At 35.4% G+C, this 24,555-nt stretch carries 18 protein-coding genes; all 18 read right to left on the reverse strand.

What is annotated here, in order from left to right:
* Nucleotides 1–409: 409 nt before the first annotated feature.
* The 18 genes from F5ESL0230_RS04925 to F5ESL0230_RS05010 all read right to left on the reverse strand — a co-directional run bounded on the left by F5ESL0230_RS04925 (nt 410) and on the right by F5ESL0230_RS05010 (nt 24,539).
* The gene (locus F5ESL0230_RS04925) at nt 410–970 is read right to left on the reverse strand and encodes a GNAT family N-acetyltransferase (RefSeq protein ID WP_122021838.1); all 561 of its coding nucleotides are present in this window, start codon (nt 968–970) and stop codon (nt 410–412) included.
* 168 nt (nt 971–1,138) lie between these two features.
* Nucleotides 1,139–1,666 (reverse strand): adenine phosphoribosyltransferase, encoded by a 528-nt coding sequence (locus F5ESL0230_RS04930; RefSeq protein ID WP_090092169.1) that lies wholly within the window; start codon nt 1,664–1,666, stop codon nt 1,139–1,141.
* A 93-nt stretch (nt 1,667–1,759) separates the two neighbouring features.
* On the reverse strand, nt 1,760–4,045 hold the full coding sequence (recJ, locus tag F5ESL0230_RS04935; RefSeq protein WP_122022048.1) for a single-stranded-DNA-specific exonuclease RecJ: 2,286 nt from the start codon (nt 4,043–4,045) through the stop codon (nt 1,760–1,762).
* A 123-nt stretch (nt 4,046–4,168) separates the two neighbouring features.
* Entirely contained in the window at nt 4,169–6,007 is a 1,839-nt protein-coding gene (lepA, locus tag F5ESL0230_RS04940) for a translation elongation factor 4 (protein ID WP_122021839.1), read from the reverse strand.
* 350 nt (nt 6,008–6,357) lie between these two features.
* On the reverse strand, nt 6,358–7,497 hold the full coding sequence (gene dnaJ, locus F5ESL0230_RS04945) for a molecular chaperone DnaJ (protein ID WP_122021840.1): 1,140 nt from the start codon (nt 7,495–7,497) through the stop codon (nt 6,358–6,360).
* A gap of 78 nt (nt 7,498–7,575) precedes the next feature.
* On the reverse strand, nt 7,576–9,414 hold the full coding sequence (gene dnaK / locus F5ESL0230_RS04950) for a molecular chaperone DnaK (protein WP_090092174.1): 1,839 nt from the start codon (nt 9,412–9,414) through the stop codon (nt 7,576–7,578).
* A gap of 19 nt (nt 9,415–9,433) precedes the next feature.
* On the reverse strand, nt 9,434–10,012 hold the full coding sequence (gene grpE / locus F5ESL0230_RS04955; RefSeq protein WP_122021841.1) for a nucleotide exchange factor GrpE: 579 nt from the start codon (nt 10,010–10,012) through the stop codon (nt 9,434–9,436).
* A gap of 12 nt (nt 10,013–10,024) precedes the next feature.
* Nucleotides 10,025–11,074 (reverse strand): heat-inducible transcriptional repressor HrcA, encoded by a 1,050-nt coding sequence (hrcA, locus tag F5ESL0230_RS04960; protein WP_122021842.1) that lies wholly within the window; start codon nt 11,072–11,074, stop codon nt 10,025–10,027.
* A gap of 126 nt (nt 11,075–11,200) precedes the next feature.
* The gene (ribF, locus tag F5ESL0230_RS04965) at nt 11,201–12,133 is read right to left on the reverse strand and encodes a riboflavin biosynthesis protein RibF (RefSeq protein WP_122021843.1); all 933 of its coding nucleotides are present in this window, start codon (nt 12,131–12,133) and stop codon (nt 11,201–11,203) included.
* A 19-nt stretch (nt 12,134–12,152) separates the two neighbouring features.
* Nucleotides 12,153–13,046: a tRNA pseudouridine(55) synthase TruB gene (gene truB / locus F5ESL0230_RS04970; protein ID WP_122021844.1), complete on the reverse strand. Its 894-nt coding sequence runs from the start codon at nt 13,044–13,046 to the stop codon at nt 12,153–12,155.
* A 38-nt stretch (nt 13,047–13,084) separates the two neighbouring features.
* Entirely contained in the window at nt 13,085–13,447 is a 363-nt protein-coding gene (locus F5ESL0230_RS04975; RefSeq protein WP_090092181.1) for a ribosome-binding factor A, read from the reverse strand.
* 18 nt (nt 13,448–13,465) lie between these two features.
* A complete protein-coding gene (infB, locus tag F5ESL0230_RS04980; protein WP_122021845.1) occupies nt 13,466–16,108 on the reverse strand; it encodes a translation initiation factor IF-2 in 2,643 nt (880 codons plus the stop codon).
* 4 nt (nt 16,109–16,112) lie between these two features.
* Nucleotides 16,113–16,424, reverse strand: coding sequence for a ribosomal L7Ae/L30e/S12e/Gadd45 family protein (locus F5ESL0230_RS04985; protein WP_122021846.1), 312 nt, complete (start codon nt 16,422–16,424; stop codon nt 16,113–16,115).
* 2 nt (nt 16,425–16,426) lie between these two features.
* A complete protein-coding gene (gene rnpM / locus F5ESL0230_RS04990; RefSeq protein WP_090092186.1) occupies nt 16,427–16,723 on the reverse strand; it encodes an RNase P modulator RnpM in 297 nt (98 codons plus the stop codon).
* A gap of 17 nt (nt 16,724–16,740) precedes the next feature.
* The gene (nusA, locus tag F5ESL0230_RS04995) at nt 16,741–17,928 is read right to left on the reverse strand and encodes a transcription termination factor NusA (protein WP_122021847.1); all 1,188 of its coding nucleotides are present in this window, start codon (nt 17,926–17,928) and stop codon (nt 16,741–16,743) included.
* Between the two features lie 18 nt (nt 17,929–17,946).
* Nucleotides 17,947–18,420: a ribosome maturation factor RimP gene (gene rimP / locus F5ESL0230_RS05000; RefSeq protein WP_122021848.1), complete on the reverse strand. Its 474-nt coding sequence runs from the start codon at nt 18,418–18,420 to the stop codon at nt 17,947–17,949.
* A gap of 105 nt (nt 18,421–18,525) precedes the next feature.
* Entirely contained in the window at nt 18,526–22,833 is a 4,308-nt protein-coding gene (locus F5ESL0230_RS05005; protein ID WP_122021849.1) for a PolC-type DNA polymerase III, read from the reverse strand.
* A 5-nt stretch (nt 22,834–22,838) separates the two neighbouring features.
* Nucleotides 22,839–24,539, reverse strand: coding sequence for a proline--tRNA ligase (locus F5ESL0230_RS05010; protein WP_122021850.1), 1,701 nt, complete (start codon nt 24,537–24,539; stop codon nt 22,839–22,841).
* Nucleotides 24,540–24,555 lie beyond the last annotated feature (16 nt).

Genomic DNA, 24,555 nt, shown 5'->3' on the forward strand with positions numbered 1-24,555 from the left:
CTATTTTGACGTACTCAGCTTTTAAAGATTATCAGGCGTTCCTGACTATCCTCGCCTAATAAAATATGTTTGTATATGTGTTTGTATATGTGTTTGGTTATAAAAATTAAAAATAGGAAAAAATATTTAATTAATCAGGAAATTTAATTAGTTTATTTAAAATTTGAATCATTAACATAAATCATAATATATCAATGACCCTCTAACCACCCCCTTAAAATTGTTGATTTTATCGAGTTATACGGTTTTAATTTAATAAGCTTTAACTGTTTTGTTTTTTGCAATAAATCAATATATAATTTGTGTTTTAGTAGTTATTGTTTAAACAGTTTATTTAAATATACTACAAAACTAGCTAAAAAAACAACAATAAATTAAAAAAGATTCCCAAAGTTAACGGAACCTTTTATTAATTATTGCTCTTTAATTCATACACATAAGATGTTTCATTTGATCTATATACACCATGCAAAGTACCTACTCGAGTAAAGCCCATCTTATTAATTAAATGTTGCATTGCCTTATTATCTTCGTGAGTATCAATGCGAATTGAATCAATATCTGTTCTATTATCGAGAATATAATTAATAACAGAACTTAATAATTCTGTTGCATAGCCCTTCCCTGCATAATTTGAATGGATTGCTACTCGATGAATGACTACATATTTACCAGTATTACATAACCACTGACCAACTAACTTATCGTAAGCATGATCAGGAGCGTTTACAATAGAAATTGCCCCAATTGTTTCATTATCTGCTGAAGAAGCTAGGTATGCTGAACCATGTTCAATATCCTCTTTAATTTGAGCTTTAGAAGGATAATCTCCTTGCCATTGATCAACTCCTCTTTCAGCTAACTGGTTAGCGCCATCTTTCAAAATCGTCATAATTTGGTCAAAATCAGCCATGGTTGCTTTTCTTAATTTCAAATTATTTATGCTCCTTTTTTTGAGATACCGTACCATTATAAATACTTGAACACTATTTGTAAAAAGATTTCGTTCTAAAATTAAAAAAAGTTTGCGATGATTACGTTCTGTTTAAGAAAATTAAGTTGATCCCTACTTTTAAATACCAGAGTCCTATAAATAAAAGGCTTGATACACTTGTGCATCAAGCCTTTTTTATTGTTCTTAAGCTCCATGATACTGAACAAGAGAAAAGACATCTAAGCCTGGCAACTTCTCTTTACCCTTTAAATCAGGTAGTTCAATATAAAAAGCAGCTCCTACTAGTTCGCCACCTAGTTCTTCAACAAGTTCCTTACATGCTCTTAAAGTTCCAGCCGTAGCAAGCAAATCATCACAGATGACTACTCGTTGTCCGGGTTTAATTGCATCTTTATGCATTTCCAAAATATTGGAACCATATTCTAAATCATAGGATGCGCGCTCAACTTCACGTGGTAGTTTCTGTGGCTTCCTGGCGGGAACAAAACCTAAGCCCAATTCAGTTGCTACTGGACAGCCAACAATAAAACCGCGTGCCTCAGGGCCTACAATTACATCAGCCGCTCTACTTTTAGCGTATTCCGCCAATTGGTGAGTAGCTTCTCGAAATAACTTCCCATCTTGCAAGATGGGTGTAATGTCGCGGAAAGTAATTCCTTTATTCGGGAAATCCTTGACACTTGCAATATGATCTTCAAAAACGTTTGCCATAAGAAGAAAAAAACCTCCAAATTCAATTGCTTGCTACAGCTTCTTTGACTTATCTATTCTACCAGACTTTTATCTTAAAAGCATTAAATGCTATTAATTATTGTTCTTTAATTGCTGATTAACATACATTAGCAACTTTTCACTTGGCATTTGTCGTAATTGTTGAATAAAATTAAGCTGTGATTGAATAGCACAAAAATACTTTGAAGCAGTCAAGGCTTTTTTTTCTGGATTTTTAATACCCCAAATTTTATTTTGCTTAATTGTAATAAATTTTAATTCATAAAAAACACGCATAATAAATAGTATATTCTGATAATCAATACCTAAAAATGGTGCCACCTGTCGATATTCATTAATTTCTAATCCTGGATGCTGGTATACATATTTAAGAAGCACTTCAAAATATTTCTTTGCCGGCATTAATTTAATTGGTAATTGATCTAGCAGAAAGCGTAAATAAAGCTGTTTATAATTTTTAGTCAAGGCTTGATCCAATTCAGCCTGATTATGAGGTGTATCAAGAAAGACCACAACTTCACGATCACTGTCATTATCATATTCATCAATTAGGGTGATTTTTTTAGAATCAATATCAAAACTATTATTTGCCACTTCTAAGTTTTGTTTGTCAAATAAAAGATAGCGATCAGCAAAGCCCATTACATGCTTTTCTTGACGCAAATCAATTACTGGAGTTGAAAACAAAAATTTAGGCGCTGAAAAAACAATTCCTTCGATTATTCCCTGTAATTTAACTTGATTACGATAATTATTTTCACCAAGTTGGATAAACAATTGGTTTATATATGGTAATAAACCTTTAGTTATGTATTTTTTATTAAAGCCCACTACCTCTAATTTATTATTTTTTTGGCTTAATGTTAATTTAATATGGTTCTTATCCTTACCCATAAAAAAGCAACTGCTGATTTCTAAATTAGAAATACTGAAAATTGGCTTTACATTGTCAGTTCCATAGGGTCCAACTTGATTAATTTGGTGCATAATATCAAGAGAAAGATGCGTAAATGGTAATTCAAAATCATAATACTTAACTATTGTACTTTCATGAATATCGTAACTAGCTTCAAATTCGGTTCTAAGGGTAGCAATTTTGCTTTCTTCCATTGATAGCCCACAAGCAAAGTCATGACCACCAAATTTAAGAAATAAATTTTGTTTTAAGCTATCTAACGCATTAAAAATATTAAAATTTGCAACTGAACGCCCTGAACCTTTGATAATTCCTGCTTTATTTTTAGTTAAAATAATTGTTGGTTTATGTAACTCTTCGGCAATTTTATTAGCTACCAGTCCTAAGACACCTTCGTGAAAGTCAGCTGAATAGATAACAAGTGTTTTTCTTGATTGCCAATTATTGACTTTTACTTGCTGTAAGCATGCCTTATATACTTTAGCTGTTAAATCTTTACGCTGTTCATTAAGGTTTTCAATCTTATCGGCTATTTTTTGCGCTTCAGCTTCACTTTCACACAACAATAGTTCAACTGCCAAACTAGCATTATCGAGTCTTCCCACTGCATTTAATCTGGGAGTAATATTAAAACCAACATCATTCTCATCAATTTGACCACTTTGCAATCCTGAATTTTTAATTAGTGCCTTCAGCCCAGGTCTATCGGTTTGATTTAGTACTTCTAAACCACGTTTGACAACAATGTGCCCCTCACCTGAAATTTTCACCATGTCGCCAATTGTGCCAATCATCGCAAGCTCTAATAATTCAGGCATCGGATCTTGCATCAATTCACGACAAATTGTATAAGCAACTCCCGCGCCACAATAATCATCAAACGGATATTTTTGTCCCGGATAGTTGCAGTGCACTAGGGCATAACAATCGGGTACATTTTCTTGCATTTTGTGATGATCCGTAATTATTGTATCAACACCCTTGTGCTTGGCATAAGCTACTTCTTCTACTCCAGTAATACCATTGTCAACGGTAATAATTAAATTAGTACCATTAGCAACTATTTTCTTATATGCCGCTAAATTGGGCCCATAACCATCTTCAAAACGATTAGGAATAAAATAGTGCACATCAGCCCCTAAAATTTCCAGTGTTTCCATCATAATAGCAGTAGCTGTTATTCCATCTGCATCATAATCGCCATAAATAGTTATTTTTTCATTATGCTCAATAGCTAAATTAATACGTGCGACTGCTTTAGCCATATCATGCATTAAATTAGGATCAGCTAAATCTTCTTCGGTAGCATTTAACCAATATTCTAATTTCTCTGCTGTATTTAGATTGCGTAATGCAAACAATTTTGCAGCAATGGGTTTTAGCTGATATTTTTCAACTAATTCAGGAGCTAATTCTTTACTAGTGCGCTCTTTCCACTTTATCATTTACTTAATTATGCCTTCTCTAAAATAGTAAAATTCCAAAGTTAAATATTGAGATGCTGGAACTTAAAAATTGTCACAGTACTATATTAAATCTTTGGAATTAAAATATCTTGTTAAAATTTATTTTGAGTTTAAATCATCGTCATTCATTCTTAAAACTGCCATAAACGCATCTTGGGGAACTTCAACTTGTCCAACAGCCTTCATTCTCTTTTTACCACGTTTTTGTTTTTCAAGTAACTTTGCCCGACGATCAGGGTCACCTGTATGAATTTTCCAAGTAACATCTTTACGATACGGCTTAATTGTTGCTCGCGAAATTATTTTTGCTCCAATTGCTCCTTGAATATCAACTTCAAAGTTTTGCCTTGGAATCAGCTTCTTTAGCATTGAAGTCATTTGTCTTGCTCTATTTTGTGATTCATCGCGATGAGCAATAAAGCTCAAGGCATCGATAACTTGTTTATTTAGCAAAATATCAATCTTGACTAAATCGGTTGCACGATAGCCAGTAATTTCATAGTCCAGTGAAGCGTATCCTTTAGTAGACGATTTTAAATCATCGAAGAAATCATAGATTATTTCCGCTAAAGGCATATTATAAATTACATTAACCCGGTATTTATCTAAATAATCCATTGTGACAAATTCACCGCGTTTACGTTGACAAAGTTCCATTACCGGACCTACAAAGTCATTTGGTACCATTACTTCTGCTTTAACATAAGGTTCTTGAACTTCACGATATTCTCCAGCTGAAGGCAAATCAGATGGATTGTCAATCACTTTTGTAGAGCCATCGTTCATAATTGCATGATAATCGACTGAAGGGGCTGTCATAATTAGATCTAAATTAAATTCTTGCTCTAATCTTTCTTGAACCACATCCATATGCAATAGACCTAAAAAGCCACAACGGAAACCAAATCCTAATGCAGTAGAAGTTTCTGGTTCAAATTCCAGTGCAGCATCATTTAATTGTAATTTTTGAAGTGCCTCTTTCAAATCGTCATATTTTGAGTTATCAACTGGATACATACCCGAATAAACCATTGGTGGGATTTGACGATAGCCAGGAAGTGGTTCAGCTGTCGCATTTTCGCTTGAAGTAATTGTATCTCCCACCCCAGTTTCACGAACTGACTTAATATTAGCTGTTAGATAGCCAACATCTCCAGCAATTAAAAGATCTTTTTTCACGGGATGCGGACTAGAAACACCAACCTCAGTTACTTCATACTCTTTTCCCGTATTCATGATTTTAATATGGTCACCAGGTTTAACCATTCCATCTTCGACTCTAATTGATAAGACGACTCCGCGATAGTCGTCATATTTTGAATCAAAAATCAAAGCCTTAAGTGGTGCCTCTAAATCACCATCCGGAGCAGGAATATCTTGTACAATTCTTTCTAATAAATCACCAATACCTTGCCCAGTTTTACCTGAAACTTCAGCCGCATTAGACGCATCTAATCCTAACATCTCGGTAATCTCTTCTTTTGCTTGCTCGGGATTTGCTGATGGTAAATCAATTTTATTAATAACCGGTAAAATTTCTAAATCATCATCAATAGCTAAATATGTATTGGCTAAGGTTTGTGCCTGTACACCTTGAGAAGCATCAACGACCAAAAGCGCTCCTTCACAAGCAGCTAGTGACCTTGAAACTTCATAAGAAAAATCAACATGACCTGGTGTATCAATAAGATGAAAAATATAATCTTCACCATTTTGAGCATGATATTTAATTTCAACTGAGTTCATTTTAATTGTAATTCCTCGTTGACGCTCAAGTGGCATATCATCTAGCATTTGATTCTTTAACTGCCGCTCTGAAACCGTATCGGTTAACTCTAAAATTCGATCAGCAATCGTTGATTTACCATGATCAATATGAGCAACAATTGAAAAGTTGCGAATATGTTTTTTATAATCTTCTAATTTTGTTAGATCCATAAATCATTTGCATCCTTTTGTTTTTTCTGTCATTGACCAATCAACGTTTTAATGCTGATTGATGCAATTTTTATTTCTTAATTACTTTCAGATTAATAATTATTTACTATATTATTGTGAAGACTACTTTCTTCTTTCTGTGTAAGACAATTATACCATACCCCCATATTGAAAAAATAACTGCACGTTAGACCTATGTTTCAGAATAAAGTCTTAACATTAACTTTTAAGTAATTATTACTACTAAAATCAATTAAATTAATTATCTAGCAAACATTTTTAAATGCTATGATTTTCATTGACAGTTTAGCAGAATAAAAAAACGCAATAACTAAATTGCGTTTTCTTAATTATTGCAGTTTTTCTTTTAATCTTTCAAAGAAACCTTTTTCTTGTGGGTTAATGGATCCCCCGCCAGCCTTAACAAAGTCAACCAAGGCTGCTCTTTGTTTTTCGTTAAGAGTTTTAGGAATTTGTACTTCGACTGTCGTTATCTGGTCACCACATGCATTACCACGTAAATATGGAACTCCCTCACCTCTTAATGTGAATTTTTTATTAGGCTGGGTACCAGCAGGAATTTTTAATTTTTGCTCCCCATGAACAGTTTTAACTGTAATTTCATCCCCAAGAGTAGCCTGAGCAAATGAAATTGGCACCGTTGTATAAATTGTATTGCCTTCTCGTTTAAAGTCCTTGGACTGTTTTATTCGATATGAAATATACAAATCACCATAAGGCCCACCGTTTTTACCAGCTTCCCCTTGACCTTCATAGCGTAACTGCTGACCATTGTCAATTCCGGCTGGAATATTAACTTCTATAGTGTTTTTACCATCTACAACACCATTTCCATGACACGTACCACAAGGATGTTCAATAATAATCCCTCGTCCATTACATTTGTCACAAACTGTTTGCCGTCGAATCATCCCAATCATCGATTTCTGTGTAACCGTCATATAACCTGTTCCATTACATTTGTCACAAGTAATTGGATGGGTACCCTTTTCAGCACCACTTCCCTTACATGTCCCACAAATTTCACTACGAGTATATGAAACTTGCGTTTTTTTACCAGTAATAGAATCCATGAAATCAATAGTTAGGGTATAGTCTAAATCTTCGCCGCGTGTTGGTGCAGTCGGATCTGCTCGTCGCTGTCCACTAGAAGCGCCACCAAAGAAATCGTTAAAAATATCACCAAAATCACCGAAACCACTAAAGTCACCGTAGCCTTGACCTGCACCACCAAAGCCAGCTTGGCCATTCACACCAGCTGCACCAAATTGATCGTACTGACTCTTCTTTTGTGGGTCATGAAGAACTTCATAAGCTTCATTTATTTTTTTGTATTTTTCCTCTGCACCTGGTTCATGATTGATATCAGGATGGTATTTCTTAGCTAATTTACGATAAGCAGAATTAATTTCTTTATCACTGGCATTTCGATCAACACCTAGCACACTATAATAATCTTCTTGTGCCATCTAAAAGCTCCTTACTTTCCAAAAGAAAAGAACTACTTTCATGGCAGTTCTTTTCTAATTTATTCAATTATAAACCCATTACTTGTCAGGGTCTACTTTATGAAATTCGCCATCGCTAGCTGAACCATCACCTGCATTGCCATTTTGACCATCAGCTTCAGCACCAGGTTGTCCTTGAGCTCCACCATTAGCTTGGTATAACTTAACCGCTAAGTCTTGAGCAACTTTTGATAGTGCATCTTTCTTAGTCTTCATTTCTTCCAAGTTATTGTCCTTTTGTGCCTGCTTCAATTCATCAAGCGCATCTTGAACCTTCTTAATGTCGTCTTCAGAAACTTTATCCTTAACTTCACCCAAAGTCTTTTCAGTTGAGAAAATTAATTGGTCAACTTCATTGCGTAAGTCAACTTCTTCTTTCTTCTTTTTATCTTCTTCGGCATGCTCTTCAGCTTCTTTTTGCATCTTTTGAATTTCTTCATCGGATAAACCAGATGAACTCTTAATGGTAATCTTTTGTTCTTTACCTGTACCCATATCTTTAGCCGAAACGTTTACAATTCCATTCTTATCGATATCAAAGGTTACTTGAATTTGTGGAACACCACGAGGTGCAGCAGGAATATCAGTCAGTTCAAAACGACCCAAGGTCTTATCATCAGCAGCCATTGGACGTTCACCTTGCAAAACGTGGACATCAACAGCAGGTTGATTATCAGCAGCAGTTGAAAAGATTTGACTCTTAGACGTTGGAATTGTGGTATTCTTTTCAATTAATTTAGTGAAGACACCACCCATGGTTTCAATACCAAGTGAAAGTGGAGTAACATCGAGTAAAACGACATCCTTAACATCACCTGAAATAACACCACCTTGAATAGCAGCACCTAAGGCAACAGCTTCATCAGGATTGATTGAGTGGTCAGGTTCTTTTCCAGACCACTTCTTAACTGCTTCTTGAACCGCTGGAATTCTAGTCGATCCACCATTTAAAATAACCTTATCAATATCATTAACAGTTAAGTCTGCATCTTTTAGTGCATTATCAAATGGAATCTTAGTTCGATCAACAAGATCAGCCGTTAATTCATCAAACTTCGCACGAGTCAAATCAGCTTCTAAGTGTAATGGACCGGCTTCACCAGCAGAAATAAATGGAAGTGAAATGTGAGTTGAAGATACACCAGATAGATCTTTCTTAGCTTTTTCAGCAGCATCTTTTAATCTCTGTAGTGCCATCTTATCAGTTGATAAGTCCACACCATTTTCATCTTTAAAGCCTTTAACAAGCCAGTCAATAATCTTATTATCAAAGTCATCACCACCAAGACGTGTATCACCATTAGTGGATAATACCTGAAAGACACCATCACCTAGTTGCAAAACAGAAACATCGAAAGTTCCACCACCAAGGTCATACACTAAAACTTTTTCATCTTCAGCATCTTTATCCAAACCATAAGCAAGTGATGAAGCGGTTGGTTCGTTAATAATCCGTTTTACTTCTAAACCAGCAATTTTACCAGCATCTTTAGTAGCTTGACGTTGAGCATCATTAAAGTAAGCTGGAACCGTAATAACTGCTTCAGTAACCTTCTCACCTAAATAGTCTTCTGAAAATTTCTTAATATATTGTAAAATCATTGCAGAAATTTCTTGTGGTGTATAGGCCTTATCCCCAATTTTGACTTTATAACCAGCCTCACCAATGTGACGCTTAATTGAAGAAATAGTATTAGGATTAGTAATTGCTTGCCGTTTAGCTACTTCACCAACTTGAATTTCACCATCCTTAAAGGCAACTACTGAAGGAGTAGTTCTGTTACCTTCTGGATTAGTAATAATTTTTGGTTCCTTACCTTCAAGAACTGCAACTGCAGAGTTAGTTGTTCCAAGATCAATACCGATAACTTTTGACATTAATAAAACTTCCTTTCAATTATTGTGCAACAACAACCATTGCTGGTCTTAATGTGCGATCCTTATATAAATAACCCTTTTGTAAAACCTGAACGATATAATTCTTCTGCTCATTATTTTCAGCAGCAACCGTTTGAACTGCCTGATGTAAGTTTGGATCAAATTCTACACCTTCAGCATCGATTTCACTAATTCCATGATCTTTCATCGCCTTAATTAAGGAGTCAAGAGTCATTTGAACACCCTTTTTAAGCTGCTTTGAAGCTTCATCATCTACTTCAATTGCTAAAGCTCTTTCTAAATTATCCATTGCCGGTAAAATGTCTTTAGCTAAAGACTGAGATTCATACTTAATCAATTGTGCACGTTCATTATTATAACGATTTTGCATATTTTGCATTTCTGCTTGACTACGTAAATATTTATCTTCTAAATCTTTATTTTGTTCCTGCACCCTAGTTAACTCTGATTTGATTTTATCTTTTTCAGATTCAGATGCTTGTTGATCATCTACTTGAGCTTCAAAATCTTTCGTTTCATCCGTTGCCGGTTGATTTTCTATAAAATCTTTTTCATTAGTCTGTTTTTCTTTACTCACAGTTAACCTCCTTTATTTAAATCTGCCATAATATTCCAGTAGCTTTTTAGCTAATTCATTTCTAAAATATTCTAGTAGGCCAATCACTTGCGAATACGGCATATTATTAGGACCAAGTAAAGCAATAATACCTTTACCATATGACCCTACACTGTACTCTGCAGTAAGAAGACTATAATCCTTCAATAAATCATTAGATAATTCCGAACCTAAACTAACTCTTATGGGTGAGTGACTATCACTTGAGTTCACTACATTAGTCATTAAATTCGAAACTAAATCTTCATGACCCAGTAATTCATAGAGCGATTTCAAACTTGAAGCATCGCTTAGTGAACTGTTATTTAAAAGATTTAGCTGCCCGTCAACATACATTTGCTCACTAGTAGCCTCTTTAACCACATCTTCAACCAATTCAATTAATTCAGTGATATGATGAAGACCAAATTTTTCACTTAAATCTTGACTCAATGAACTCGGGTTTATTTTGTTTAAAGTCTTACCTACCAATTCATTGTTTAGCATTCGCACAGCTTTTTCAACTTCATCGCCACCAATATTATAGGGTAAACGATAAACTTGACTGTGAACATTCCCATCACTGGTAACCAAAATAGCCATAACTTGCCTATTCACTAATGGAACAATTCGAAAACCAGTAATAGTTAAAGAATTACTCTCTGGTCCTTCAGCAAAAGCAGTATAATTAGTCAAATCAGATAAAATTTTGGCCGCCTCTTGAACAATTTCATTAACTTGATGAAATGGCTGGCTAAATTGTAGCATAATTCTATCATATACTGATGCTGGCAAACGTAATGGCTCAACTAAATTATCTAAATAGTACCGATAGCCATCAGTTGATGGTAAACGGCCACTAGATAAATGAGTTTTTTCAATTAAGCCCTTGTCTTCTAAAAGAGCCATTTCATTACGAATAGTTGCACTGGAAACTTTAATTGGCAGTTGGTTCATTACAGTTTTTGAACCGACAGGATCATGTGTCTGTGTAAAATTATTAATAATTGTTTTTAAAATTAATTCTTGACGTTCGGTCAACATAAATATCGCCCTCACTTTTAGCACTCTTATTTGCTTTGTGCTAACAATTATTATGATACTAGTATTTAGCAGAATGTCAAGCTGAGTGCTAATTATTTTAAAATAAATTTTTGCAACAATTTTAACTTATCTGTACTGCTCAAAATAGTCTGTAATCTTTAATTTATCCTGTTTCATTTGCTCTTTTAGTTGATTTAAATTAGCAAACTTTATTTCTCCGCGTGTATACTTATACCACTTAATTATTATCTTTTGGTCATAAGCCTCTTCACTAAAACCAAATAAGTTAGATTCAATATATATTTTTTGGGCACTGTTAATTGTTACATTATAGCCTACACTAGTCATTGATTCATACCACTTACCATTAATCATTGTCCTCGTAGCATAAACGCCAACTTTAGGAATCACCTTATTCTCATCCCAAACTAAATTAGCAGTTGGAAAGCCCAACTTGTGACCATTACGCAGTCCGTGCCCAATATAACCGGACATGACATAAGGTGTGCCAAGTAAGTCTTTAACTAAGTCCATTTTTCCATTTTTAATAGCTCTTTTAATCTCTGTTGAGCCAATTTTTTGGTCATTGTATGTTTGTTCCGGAACCGTAATAATCTCAAATCTGTTTTGCGCAAATTTAGGTAAATTCTGCATATTGGCAATATTTTTAGGTCCATAGGTATAATCAAAACCAGCAACAACAGTCTCAGTATTAAGTTTAACAATAATATTATCTACAAATTCTTGAGCACTTACTTTGCTAAATTGCTCATTAAAATGCATCACCAACAAATAATCTACTCCAAGCTGCCGCATTTTATATATCTTTTCATCTAGGGTATCAATATAACTCACTACTTGGTTTTGATAGACCTCCTTAGGATGCCGATCAAATGTCATTAGCACTAAGGGTAAGCCCTTACTATTGGCAGTGTTCTTTGCGACCTTTATTAACTGCTGATGTCCACGATGAACACCATCAAAAAAGCCGAGAGCCAATACAATTTTACCCGGGACAATATTCTTTTTAACTGGATAAGATAAATGAATAATTTGCACTGTTGAACCTTCATTTCATCTAATTATTTTGCAAAAGCATTAATTCAGGACGGTACATTGTACCTCTGGCTTGATAAATCGCCTTAACTTTATTATTGTACCTTAATGCAACTTTTTTTGCATTCGTTTTCAAAGCAATTGCTGCCCCATTTTTTACCTTCAGCCATTGATTTTCGTTCAAGTCAATTGTCTGATAATCTTTGAAAAATACTTCGATTGGTTGTATTGCTTTTTCAACTATAGCTGGATTGCCAATAATTTCATCTAGTTTAACAGCTTGACTGAGATTAAAGCCTGAGCTTGCTGTCCTTCGTAAGGTTTGCATTACTGCCGGAACACCTATATTTTCGCCTAGGTCATTGACAAGTGAACGCACATATGTGCCTTTACTACATTCAATTTCAAAATTAAAAGTTTCCTGTCCCTTTTCTAAGTCAAATTGAGGCTCATCAACCGCGTTGTATGCAAAAATTTTAACTGATCGCTTTGGTCGTTCAACCGCAATACCTTCGCGTGCATATTCATAAAGGTGCCTGCCATTTAAACGTACAGCTGAGTAAATTGGTGGAACCTGTTCTATTTTTCCAATAAACTCTTGCATCCTTGTTTGCAGAGTATCTTTACTAATTTTCGTTGTTAAACGTTTAGTTTCGAGCACTTTACCAGATGTGTCATAACTATCCGTGGCATAACCTAACAGGCCTGCACCACAATATTTTTTATTTTTTTGATGCATTAATTCAATCAATTTTGTTGCTTGTCCAATTGCAATCGGTAAAACTCCAGTTACATCAGGGTCTAAAGTTCCCGCATGGCCAATTTTTTTAATATGAAGTACTTTACGCAAATGGTAAACAACATCTGCACTCGTCATACCCTTTTCTTTATCAATTACTAATATTCCGTTAATCATTTCCCTACCTACTAAAAAAGCGCTAACCAGCGCTTTTCTTAATTATTGCGATCTGCATCTTGCTTTTTTACTTCTGCAATTAAACGATCAATCTTACTACCATATTTAACTGAATTATCCCGTTTAAAAATTAATTCTGGAACTTTATAAACAGTTAAAATTTGTCCTAAGAGATGACGCATCATTCCCTTAGCTTTTTCCAAACCAATAGCCGTTTCTTCTTCCTTTTTTGGATTTTCAGAAAGAATGCTGTAATAAACAGTAGCATAAGACAAATCATTGGTACATTCAACTGCTGTAATCGTTACATCTTTAACACGTGCATCACGAATATCTTTTCGTAAAATTTTAGTTAATTCACGCAGAATTTCGCCTTCAACACGACCAATTCTATGTTTCATACTTTGCTCCTAATCACACTATTTTTGTGGCTTAACTTCCTGTTGTTCAACTGCTTCCAGCTCATCGCCAATTTTAATGTCATTATAACCTTCGATTGTTAAACCACAGTCAAAGCCCTGCTTAACAATTTTGGTATCATCTTTAAACCGTTTTAATGAACCAACTTTACCAGTATAGATTACAACACCATTACGAATCAAATTAACATCCGCATCACGTGAGATATAGCCTGAATCAACAAAAGCTCCAGCAATAGTGCCGACTTTAGAAACTTTCCATGTCTCACGCACGGTCAAATTCCCGACAACTTTATCTTCATATGTTGGCTCAAGCATTCCTTGCATAGCGGCTTTAACATCATCAATTGCTTTATAAATAACACTATATAAACGTATGTCGACTCCGCCATCTGTTTCCGCCTGCGACTTAGCGGTTACAGTCGGACGAACATTAAAACCAATAATAAATGCGTTCGATGCGGCAGCTAATGTTACATCGGATTCATTAACTGCACCAACACCAGCGTGAATAATATTAACCCGGACACCCTCAACGTCAATTTTTTCAAATGATTGTTGTAAAGCTTCAACAGATCCTTGAACATCAGCTTTTAAGACAACACCAACTTCTTTCATATTCTCTTTCTTCATTGTATCGAAAAGATTATCAAGGGTTACATGTTGTACATTTTCCCTGGATTGCTGTAATGCTTGTTGCGCCCTCTGTTCGCCGACACTACGTGCTGTCTTTTCATCATCAAAGACAACTATCTTATCAGCAGATTCTGGCACATCATTTAGCCCAGTAATTTCAACTGGCATCGATGGGGTAGCTTTTTCAACTTGACGTCCACGATCATTGGTCATTACCCGAACGCGTCCAAAACGATTCCCCACAACAATCGGATCTCCAGTATGCAACGTACCTTGCTGAATTAATAAATCAGCAACTGGACCACGTCCCCGAGATAACCGAGCTTCAATTACTGTACCAATAGCCTTTTGCTTAGGATCAGCCTTTAGTTCCATTAAATCAGCTTGAAGTAAAATCATCTGCAAAAGCTCATCAACATTTTCACCAGTTTTAGCAGATATTTGAACATAAATGGTATCTCCACCATAATCTTCTGGTATTAAATTATATTTCATTAATTGTTCGGTAACATGTTCCGGATTAGCACCAGGCACATCCATTTTGTTAATTGCAACAATTATTGGTACTTTTGCACTTTTAGCATGATCAATTGCTTCAATAGTTTGTGGCATTACTCCATCGTCAGCTGCAACAACTAAAACAACAATATCTGTTATTTCTGCACCACGTTCACGCATATTTGAAAATGCCGCATGACCTGGAGTATCCAAAAACGTTATTGGCTTATTATCTATTTTAACTTGATAAGCTCCAATTTTTTGAGTAATACCACCAGCTTCGTGTGCTGAAACTTGTGTATGGCGTAAGCGATCTAATAAAGTTGTCTTACCGTGATCAACGTGTCCCATAATTGTAACGACTGGTGGGCGTTTAACTTGTAATTTCGAATTTTGCGAAGCTTCCATTTGTTTTTCATAAAGAGTATCAATGTCGGAAATATCTTCATGAATTTTTTCTTCAGCGTTAATCCCATATTCAGCCGCAATCAACTCAATTGCATCTTTATCTAATGATTGATTTTGATTGGTCATCACTCCAAGCATAAATAATTTTTTAACAATTTCTGCTGGCTCACGATGCAATAATTTACCCAAATCTTGAGCATTCATCCCGACTTCATAAACTAAAGTTTCTGGCAATGGGCGCTCTTTGCGTTGAGTTGGTTGTTTTTTAGGTAATTGTTCAAATTGCCGCTTTTTACCCTTATTTTTGCGTTTTTCTTGATGCTTTGAAAAATTATTGCCAGCGTAATTTTGGCTTTTTCCCTTACGGCCAGGCTTACCAGAATTGCGAGTATGACCATTACCACGCCGATTCTCATCTTTCACAGGCTCTATCGCGGTATTATCTTCAATAACTCGGTGCTTATTAACCGAAGAAGACGCCTGATTTTGTTTCATTCTTGCTGGCGAAGGCTTAATTATTTTAGGACCGACTGTCTTAGGAGTAACTGCTACTTTTTTAACAGTTTGCTTTTCATTTGAACTTATTTTTTTCACTTCTTCTATTTTTTTAGTTGGCTTTTCTTCATTTGACTTTTCAAAATCATGCCGACTAACCTGTTTTGTTTGCTGATTTAATGAATTTTCTTCAACTCGCTGTTTTTGCTTTAATTGCTTTAGCAAGTCTTGTGCTGCCGGCTTAGACGCTTTTTCATTATGATTTGTTTTGATCTTTTGCTTTTTGTTTGCTTGATCACGATGAACCTGATCATTTACACGATTAGTATTCCGCTTTTTGGTAGTCTTTTTTTCATCAACCTTTTTTTCGTTTTTACGAATTGAAGTTACAGAAACTTTGATTTTACTATTTTTCAAAGCGGATTTCTCTTCCTTTTTAGTGGGAGCGGGATTTTGAAAACTACCCTTTATCTGATTCACTTCTGAATCTTCCAATGATGACATATGATTCTTTACATCGAAGCCGAGTTCTTTCGCTTTATTAACCACAACTTTATTCTCGATGCCTAACTCTTTTGCAATTTCATAAATTCTTGTTCTAGTCATCCAATCACACTCCTTCATTAATCTTTTGTACTAATGCTTTATAAAAACCAATATCAGTAATACCTAATACTTTACGCTTTTTGCCAATTGCATGTGAAATTTCATCACTATTAAAAGCAGAAATAATACTTATCCCACTTTTGGTAGTAATTCTATTGATCTTTTCACTTGTACCTTCATGGCAGTCATTAGCCAAAATAACAACTTTGATTTTCTTTGCTTTGAGCCCCACAAGAACAAGTTCCTGACCTGAAATTATTTTCCCAGCTCGCTCCGCAAGACCTAGCAAATTCAACGCTTTTTGTCTACTTTGCAAATCTAACTATCACCAAATAATTCTTTTCTTGCCTTTTGATGATCGACATAAGCATATAACTCGTCATAGAATGCTGCTGAAATTTTAGTTCCGAGACTGCGATCTAACACGCCTTTTTCTTGTGCAGACTTAATTTTAGTAGGATCTAATGAAACATAAGCACCACGACCTGGCTTTTTACCAGTTGGGTCAACAAAAACATTTTTTTCTTTATCAATTACAATGCGAACTAACTCTTTTTTAGGTTGCATACTATTAGTTAATAAATCTTTTCGCATTGGAATCTTTCTTTTTTTCAAAAAAATTCCTCCTTGCCTTATTCATTATCAATATGCTCATTTATTTCTAAATTTTGCTTAGTCTCTTGTATATCACTCAATTGGTCTTCATGGTCAGTACCTGATTGCTTCTCATTTGATACAGAGTCAGTGCTTTCTTCTGTATTGTCATTTACTTCATCAACAAACTCAACTTCAGATTCTGGTCTAATGTCAATTTTATAGCCAGTTAAGCGTGCAGCTAAGCGAACATTCTGCCCCTTCTTACCAATAGCAAGTGATAATTGATAATCAGGTACAATTACCAATGCACTTTTTTCATCTGCTTCATCGCTAAATTGAACTGCAATAACTTCTGCAGGATTTAGGGCATTAGCAATAAAGTCTGACGGATCTTGCTCGTAATTGACAATATCAATATTTTCACCATCAAGTTCATTAACAACATTTTGCACACGTGTACCACGTTGACCAACACAGGTTCCAACAGGATCAATATTAGGATCATTTGATTTTACCGCGATTTTAGTTCTATCACCAGCTTCACGCGCAATAGAAATGATTTCAACCGTACCATCAAAAATTTCTGGGACTTCCTGTTCAAATAATCTTTTAACCATATCTGGTGCAGTTCGTGAAACTGTAATTTGAGCTCCTTTGGAATCAGAACCAACATGAGTTACTAGTACACGAATTTGATCTTGAGGATTATAAATTTCATTTGGCATTTGATCATTGCGCGGCATAACAGCTTCTACATTACCAATTTTAACATAGACAAAGCGATTATCACGTCTTTCAACTGTTCCAGTAATTAATTCATCTTCGTACTTTGAATATTCACTAATTATCTGATTTCTTTCAGCCTCACGTAAATGTTGCATGATAACTTGTTTGGCTGTTTGAGCTGCAATGCGACCGAAGTTCTTTGGTGCAACTTCAAAGCGAATTGTATCCCCTAATTCATATGCACGGTTGATTGCTAAAGCATCTTTTAAACTAATCTCTAGTCGATCATCATGAACTTCTTCCACAACAACCTTCTCAGTCATTAACCTAAAGTCGCCCTTACGTTCATCAAATTTAACTACAACATTAGTTGCTTGGTTATAATTCTTTTTATATGCTGCAACGAGGGCTGCTTCAATTGCTTCAACAATCACCTCTTGCTTAATACCTTTTGTTTCTTCTAAAGTAGCAAACGCCTCTAGCATTTCTTTAGACATAAGTTTTAATCAACCTTTCTAAAATTCAATTGCAAATCGAACATTTGCAACTAGTTTACGGGGAATAGTTAACTGCTTCCGCCTTGTTTTAATTTTAATTTCCAATTTTATCTCGTCATTAGTATACGACTTTAAAATACCTTCATATTCTTTTTGGTTATCGATTTTTTGATAAAGTGCAATGTGAATGTAATTATTCAAAGCCTTTTGCCAATCATTACTAGTTTTTATTGGTCGCTCAATACCAGGAGAAGAAACTTCTAAAATATAGGGGTCAGGAAATGGATCAGGCCTTAATTCATCTAACTTAGTAGAAATCAGCTCACTAAGACCAGCAATTTCATCCATATCAATTCCATCATCTCGATCCACATATATGCGTAAATAACTTTGTCCTTTTTCTTTCACGTATTCACTATCTACCAATTCATCTCCACGTGACTTTATAATTGGGATAATTTCTGCAAGAACAGCTTCTTTAACTTTCGCCAAGTACTTTCCTCCGTAATAAAAAGAGTGAGCAATCAATGCTCACTCCGAATCACTTATTCGAACTTCTTTGTTAATTATATCATATTTATACTAATACTGCAAAAATCAAAATAGTGATAGTTGATTTTGATCAGGCAAGCCCTCCAAAACACCATTTTCTTCTAAATAGTCCATGATTGTCTGCGATACTTTGCCTCTTTTTGCCAAATCTTCTTTTGATAAAAATTCTTGTTCTGCTCGTGCAGCAACAATTTGTTTTGCAGCATTTATCCCTAAGCCAGGAACGGCATTAAATGGCGCTAAAATTGTGTGTTGGTCAACAATTGTAAAATTAGTTGCTTCAGATTTATTAATATCAACCATTTTTATACTAATGCCACGTTCAAGACACTCATTGGCAATTTCTAACACAGTTAATAGACTTTTATCTTTAGCAGAAGCATCATTACCTTTGGCTTGAAGGTCACTCATTGCCTTTTTAACAGTATTTTTACCATGACTCATTGCTACTAAATCAAACAGATCAGCCCGAACTGAAAAATAAGCAGTGTAATATATTTCAGGATAGTAAACTTTAAACCAAGCAATTCTTAAGGCCATTAAAATATAAGCAGTAGCGTGGGCCTTCGGAAACATATATTTTATTTTCAAACAAGACTGAATATACCAACTAGGAATTTTATTATTTTCTTGTAAAACAGCCATGTCTTCCTCACTGATACCACGACCATGCCGAACCGATTCCATAGTCGAAAAGGCAACTTCAGGTTTAACACCCCAGTGAATAAGATCTGTCATAATATTATCACGACAACCAATTACATTTTTTAGTTTGCAAGTACCATTATTAATTAGTTCTTCTGCATTACCTAACCAGACATCCGTCCCATGAGAAAGACCAGAAATCTGTAATAGTTCGGAAAAAGTAGTTGGCTTAGTTTCTTCAAGCATACCACGAACAAATCTCGTCCCAAATTCTGGTACTCCTAAAGTTCCAGTTTTAGATTGTATTTGCTCTGGTGTCACTCCTAAGATATCAGGACTAGAAAATAATGACATAACACCGGGATCATCAGGTGGAATAGACAGTGGGTCTACTCCTGATAAGTCTTGAAGCATTCTAATCATCGTTGGATCATCATGCCCTAAAATATCAAATTTCAATATATTGTCATGAATCGAATGAAAATCAAAATGAGTTGTTTTCCATGTTGCATTAACATCATCTGCTGGGTATTGTACTGGAGTAAAATCATAAATATCCATATCATCCGGAACTACAACAATACCAGCTGGATGTTGCCCAGTTGTTCGTTTTACTCCGCTGACTCCTGCTGCTAAACGATCTAATTCTGCTCTTCGCAGATTTAACTCTTTTTCATCATCGTAATGTTTAGCATAACCATATGCTGTTTTATCTGCAACTGTCGCAATTGTCCCAGCTCGATAAGAATTTACGGGGCCAAACATCACCCGAATAAAATTATGTGCCACTGGTTGATAGTCACCAGAAAAGTTCAAATCAATATCTGGAACTTTATCTCCGTGAAAACCTAAAAAAGTGGCAAAAGGTATATCCTGGCCGTCTTTGACCAAATCTGTATCACATTTGGGACACTTTTTATCAGGTAAATCATAGCCAGAACCATATTCACCATTCTCAAAAAATTGGGAATATTTACATTTCGGACAACGATAATGCGGCGCTAGTGGATTAACTTCCGTAATTCCAGACATTGTTGCAACAAGACTAGAACCAACTGAACCACGTGAACCAACTAAATAGCCGTCTTTATTTGACTTAGCAACTAATCGTTGTGATATTAAGTAAATGACTGCATAGCCATTCGAAATAATCGAATGCAATTCCATATCAACACGATCTTGGACTAGCTTGGGTAGTGGATTGCCATAAAGCTCATGTGCTTTATCATACGTCAGCTTTTTCATTTCTTCATCAGCATTTTCAATATGTGGCGGATAAAGTCCATCTTTAATTGGTGCAATTTCTTCAACTGACTCAGCAATTTTATTTGGATTTGTAATAACAATTTCTTGAGCCGCTTCTTCACCTAAAAAGCTAAAAGCATCTAGCATTTCTTGAGTAGTATAAAAATGCAAATCAGGTTGTTTTTTATTTCGATCAGGGTTACCCCTTTGCGCAGAAATTAAAATTGTCCTGTAAATAGCGTCATGCGGTTCAACGTAATGGGCATCTCCAGTTGCAACAACGGGCTTATTTAATTCTTGCCCTAATTGATATATATTACTTAAAATTTCTTCTAATTCTGCTTCATCAGCAATTAAGTGATTGTCAATCATTGCGGCGTAATTTGCAGGTGGTTGAATTTCCAAATAATCATAAAATTCTGCCTTCTTGCGTGCTTCATCATAGCCTTTTTGCATCATTGCAGTAAAAACTTCACCTTCACCGCAGCCAGATCCATAAAGCAAGCCTTCATGGTTTTCAATTAAATCAGATTTAGGGGTACGTGGAATACGATAAAAGTCTTCAGTGCTCGCAATAGAAACTAAACGATACATATTTTTTAAGCCAGCTTGAGTTTGAGCCAATATAGACATATGTTGCGGTCGTGCTCTTTTAAACACTCGACCATGGGCAGCATAATCATTCATTTTTCCCAAATCGGCCTCACCAAATTTTTCAGTAAAGGCAGTAAGTAGTTTAAACATTAAATAACCCGTTGCTTCTGCATCTTGATTTGCTCTGTGATGATGTTCAAGTACAACATTGTATTTTTTAGCTAATGAATCGAGGGTGTGTCGCGTTTGTTCTGGATGAAGGAGCCTTGAAATTTCAAGGGTATCAACTACTGGCTGTGTAATTTCACTCAAATTTGCTCTTTTTAAAGCAGCATTTACAAAACCGACATCAAATTGAACATTATGACCACAAAGCGGCCTTGCACCATAAAAATCCTGAAACTGTTTAATTACAACGTCTTCATCATCAGCAGCCTTTACCATTTCATCAGTAATAGAAGTTAAGTTAATCGTTTGTTCACTTAGAGGGTGATGCGGATTTATAAATTTATCAAACCGATCAATTACTTCGCCATTTTTCATTTTTACGGCACCAATTTCGATAATAGTGTCATAAACTGACGATAATCCAGTTGTTTCAACATCAAAAATTACGAATTCTTGATCTTCATATTTCATTGGCGCAGGATTAAGGATCAATAACGCACGATCATCAATCATATTTGCTTCAAGACCATAAACAATCTTTATACCATTCTTCTTGCCAGCATTATAAGCTTCAGGAAAGGCCTGTACATCTGCATGATCTGTAATAGCAATCGCCTTTTGCCCAAATCGTTTAGCTGCTAAAACAAAATCAGTCGCTGTATTAGTTGCATCAAGCTGACTCATATTAGTATGCAAATGCAATTCAATACGCTTCTCTTCACCTTTATACTTTTCAATTCTCTCAGTATGTTCAACTACTTCAAAAGAAGAAATATTAAAAACAACGTCGTGGCTCCATTGATCTTCAGCTGCAGTACCCTGCATCTTAGCCCAAGTTCCCCGTTTCAATTTACTAATATTTTCTAGTTGATCATCATCCGAAATAAACTTTTTGAATGAAATTGAATCAGTATAATCAGTAATTTCTCCCATATAAATATGAGAGCCGTTTTTAAGTTCCCGTACATCAGTATTAAAAATGTTGCCCTCAATAACCACATTTCTGGTTCCGGCAATAACATCCTTAATTTGAGTTACCGTCATTTTTTTATCAAGTGTTCGGTTACCATAGCGCGTTTTTTTAGTTTGATAACTCGGTTTTTTAGAGTATTCCTTTGGTGGGGTTGCTAAATAAGCCTCTTGCATATTTTGCTCATGCTGTTCCTGTAATTGCTGTAAACTTGCCAAATTACTTTGTGAGCTGGCCTCATCGATTTCCGTTACAAACTTTAAATTGAAAAAGCCGTAATCTCTCATTTCAATTGCTAACTGGTCTAATACCTTTTGTTCCAATAACCCATCTACCACTAAATTGTCAACCGGAATAATCCACCGTCCATTTTCTTTTCGCGGTTGATGGCTTGCAATGAACTCTCGTGCAACTGGTTGCAATAGTTGCGAGGTTTGGACTGCATATTGCCAATAGTCAGTTAAATAATTATCATCTCCGTTTTCTGATCGCACAAACAAATGTGTTTTAACAAATGAAGAAAAGCTTGCCGTAATTGCCTTATTTAGAGCATCATAAGTGGCAAACTTTAACGGTGTAGCAAAAAGAACATGGATATCCCATCTATGCTCTTTAGCGTAAACATCCACGTTCTCAATTTGGCCCTTTTGCAGTATATCCTCATCTTCAAATTGTTTAGGGAAATTAATCTGCTCTAACAGGCGTAAGAAAAGTTCGTTTTTATTCGTCACGAAAATTATCCTAACTCTTTATTTACAAAATCTGCTAGTTCAGTAGTTGTCATCTCAGTAGCCACTTCATCACTTGGTCGCTTAACTTCAATAATTCCTTCACTAGCCTTTTTACCAATTGTAATACGAACGGTAGCACCAATCAAATCAGCATCAGCAAATTTAACACCGGGACGTTCATTGCGGTCATCGTATAAAACATCATAATTTTTACTGAACTCTGCTTCAAGTTGCTCAGCTAATCTAGTCTGTGCTTCATCTTTCATTTTCATTTGGACTATGTGCAAATTGAATGGAGCAATTTCTTTTGGCCATGCAATACCAAATTTCGTCAAATGCTGCTCAATTACAGCTGATAAAACACGTGTAACGCCAATACCGTATGAACCCATAATTACTGGTTGTGATTTTCCATTTTGATCTAAAAAATCAGCTCCCATTTTTTCAGTATAATATGTGCCAAGTTTAAAAATATGTCCTACTTCAATTGAAGTAGTAAATTTAAGCGGTAAATGATCGATTGGATCAGGTTCACCTTCATTGGCAACACGCAGATCACTGACTTGATCAATTTTAAGATCACGATCAAAATTAACGTTCTTTAATTGGTAACCATTTTGATTTGCGCCAACAACAGTATTGACTAAATTCTTAATTGTTTCATCAGCAATAATTTGATCAGCCCAGGTAGCATTTATTGGACCTACGCTTCCCTTTTTCAAGCCAGTAAGTTGGTATAGTTCATCATCACTAGCGACTCTTACTGAATCTGCATCAAGTAGATGAGTAAGCTTTACTTCATTAACTTGCTTATCACCACGAATTAAAACCAGTACATGATCTTTTTCATTAACTATATAAAGGATGCTTTTTACAATTTTAGTTGCTGGCACATTTAAAAATTTCGTTAAATCAGCAATGGTTTCTTGTCCTGGAGTGGCAACCTTAACAATTGCTTCTTCCTTTTCTTGACTAGGCTTGAAAGTATCAACACTAACCGCCATTTCTAAATTAGCAGAGTATGTATTAGTTTCGTTAGTGGCAATTGTATCTTCTCCAATAGCTGCCGGAGCTTGGAATTCAGTAGAATTTTTACCACCCATGGTACCAGAATCGGCAATTACTGCTGTCACATTAACTCCACAACGTTTGAAAATAGCTTCAAATGCCTTCTTTTCATCATTAAATTGTTCATCCAATTGTTCTCTAGTAGCAGCGAAACTATAGGCATCCAGCATAATGAATTCACGCGTTCTTAATAAACCAAACCGTGGCCGATTTTCATCACGAAATTTATTTTGAATTTGGTATAAAGCAATTGGCATTTGCTTATAGCTTTTGATGCTTTTAGCAACAATTTGCGTAAATGTTTCCTCATGAGTCGGTCCTAGTAAACTTTGCCGACCATGCCGATCATTTAATCTAAACATTTCTAAACCGTATTTTTGCCAACGCCCTGATTCTTCCCATAATGAAGCAGGTAGTAATTCTGGCATAGCCATTTCCGGCACATTGATTTGGGCCATTTCTTCTTTTATTATCTGTTCAACTTTGGTTAAGACGCGATAACCTAATGGTAAATATGCATAAACACCAGCAGTTACTTGCCGAACATAACCACCCCGAAGCATCAGCTTGTGACTAGCCGCAACTGCATCAGCTGGAGCCTCCTTTAAAGTAGGTATAAATAATTTAGATTGACGCATTAATTTCTCCCCCAAA

Source organism: Lactobacillus sp. ESL0230 (assembly GCF_003692805.1).
In the GTDB taxonomy this organism is placed as follows: domain Bacteria; phylum Bacillota; class Bacilli; order Lactobacillales; family Lactobacillaceae; genus Lactobacillus; species Lactobacillus bombicola.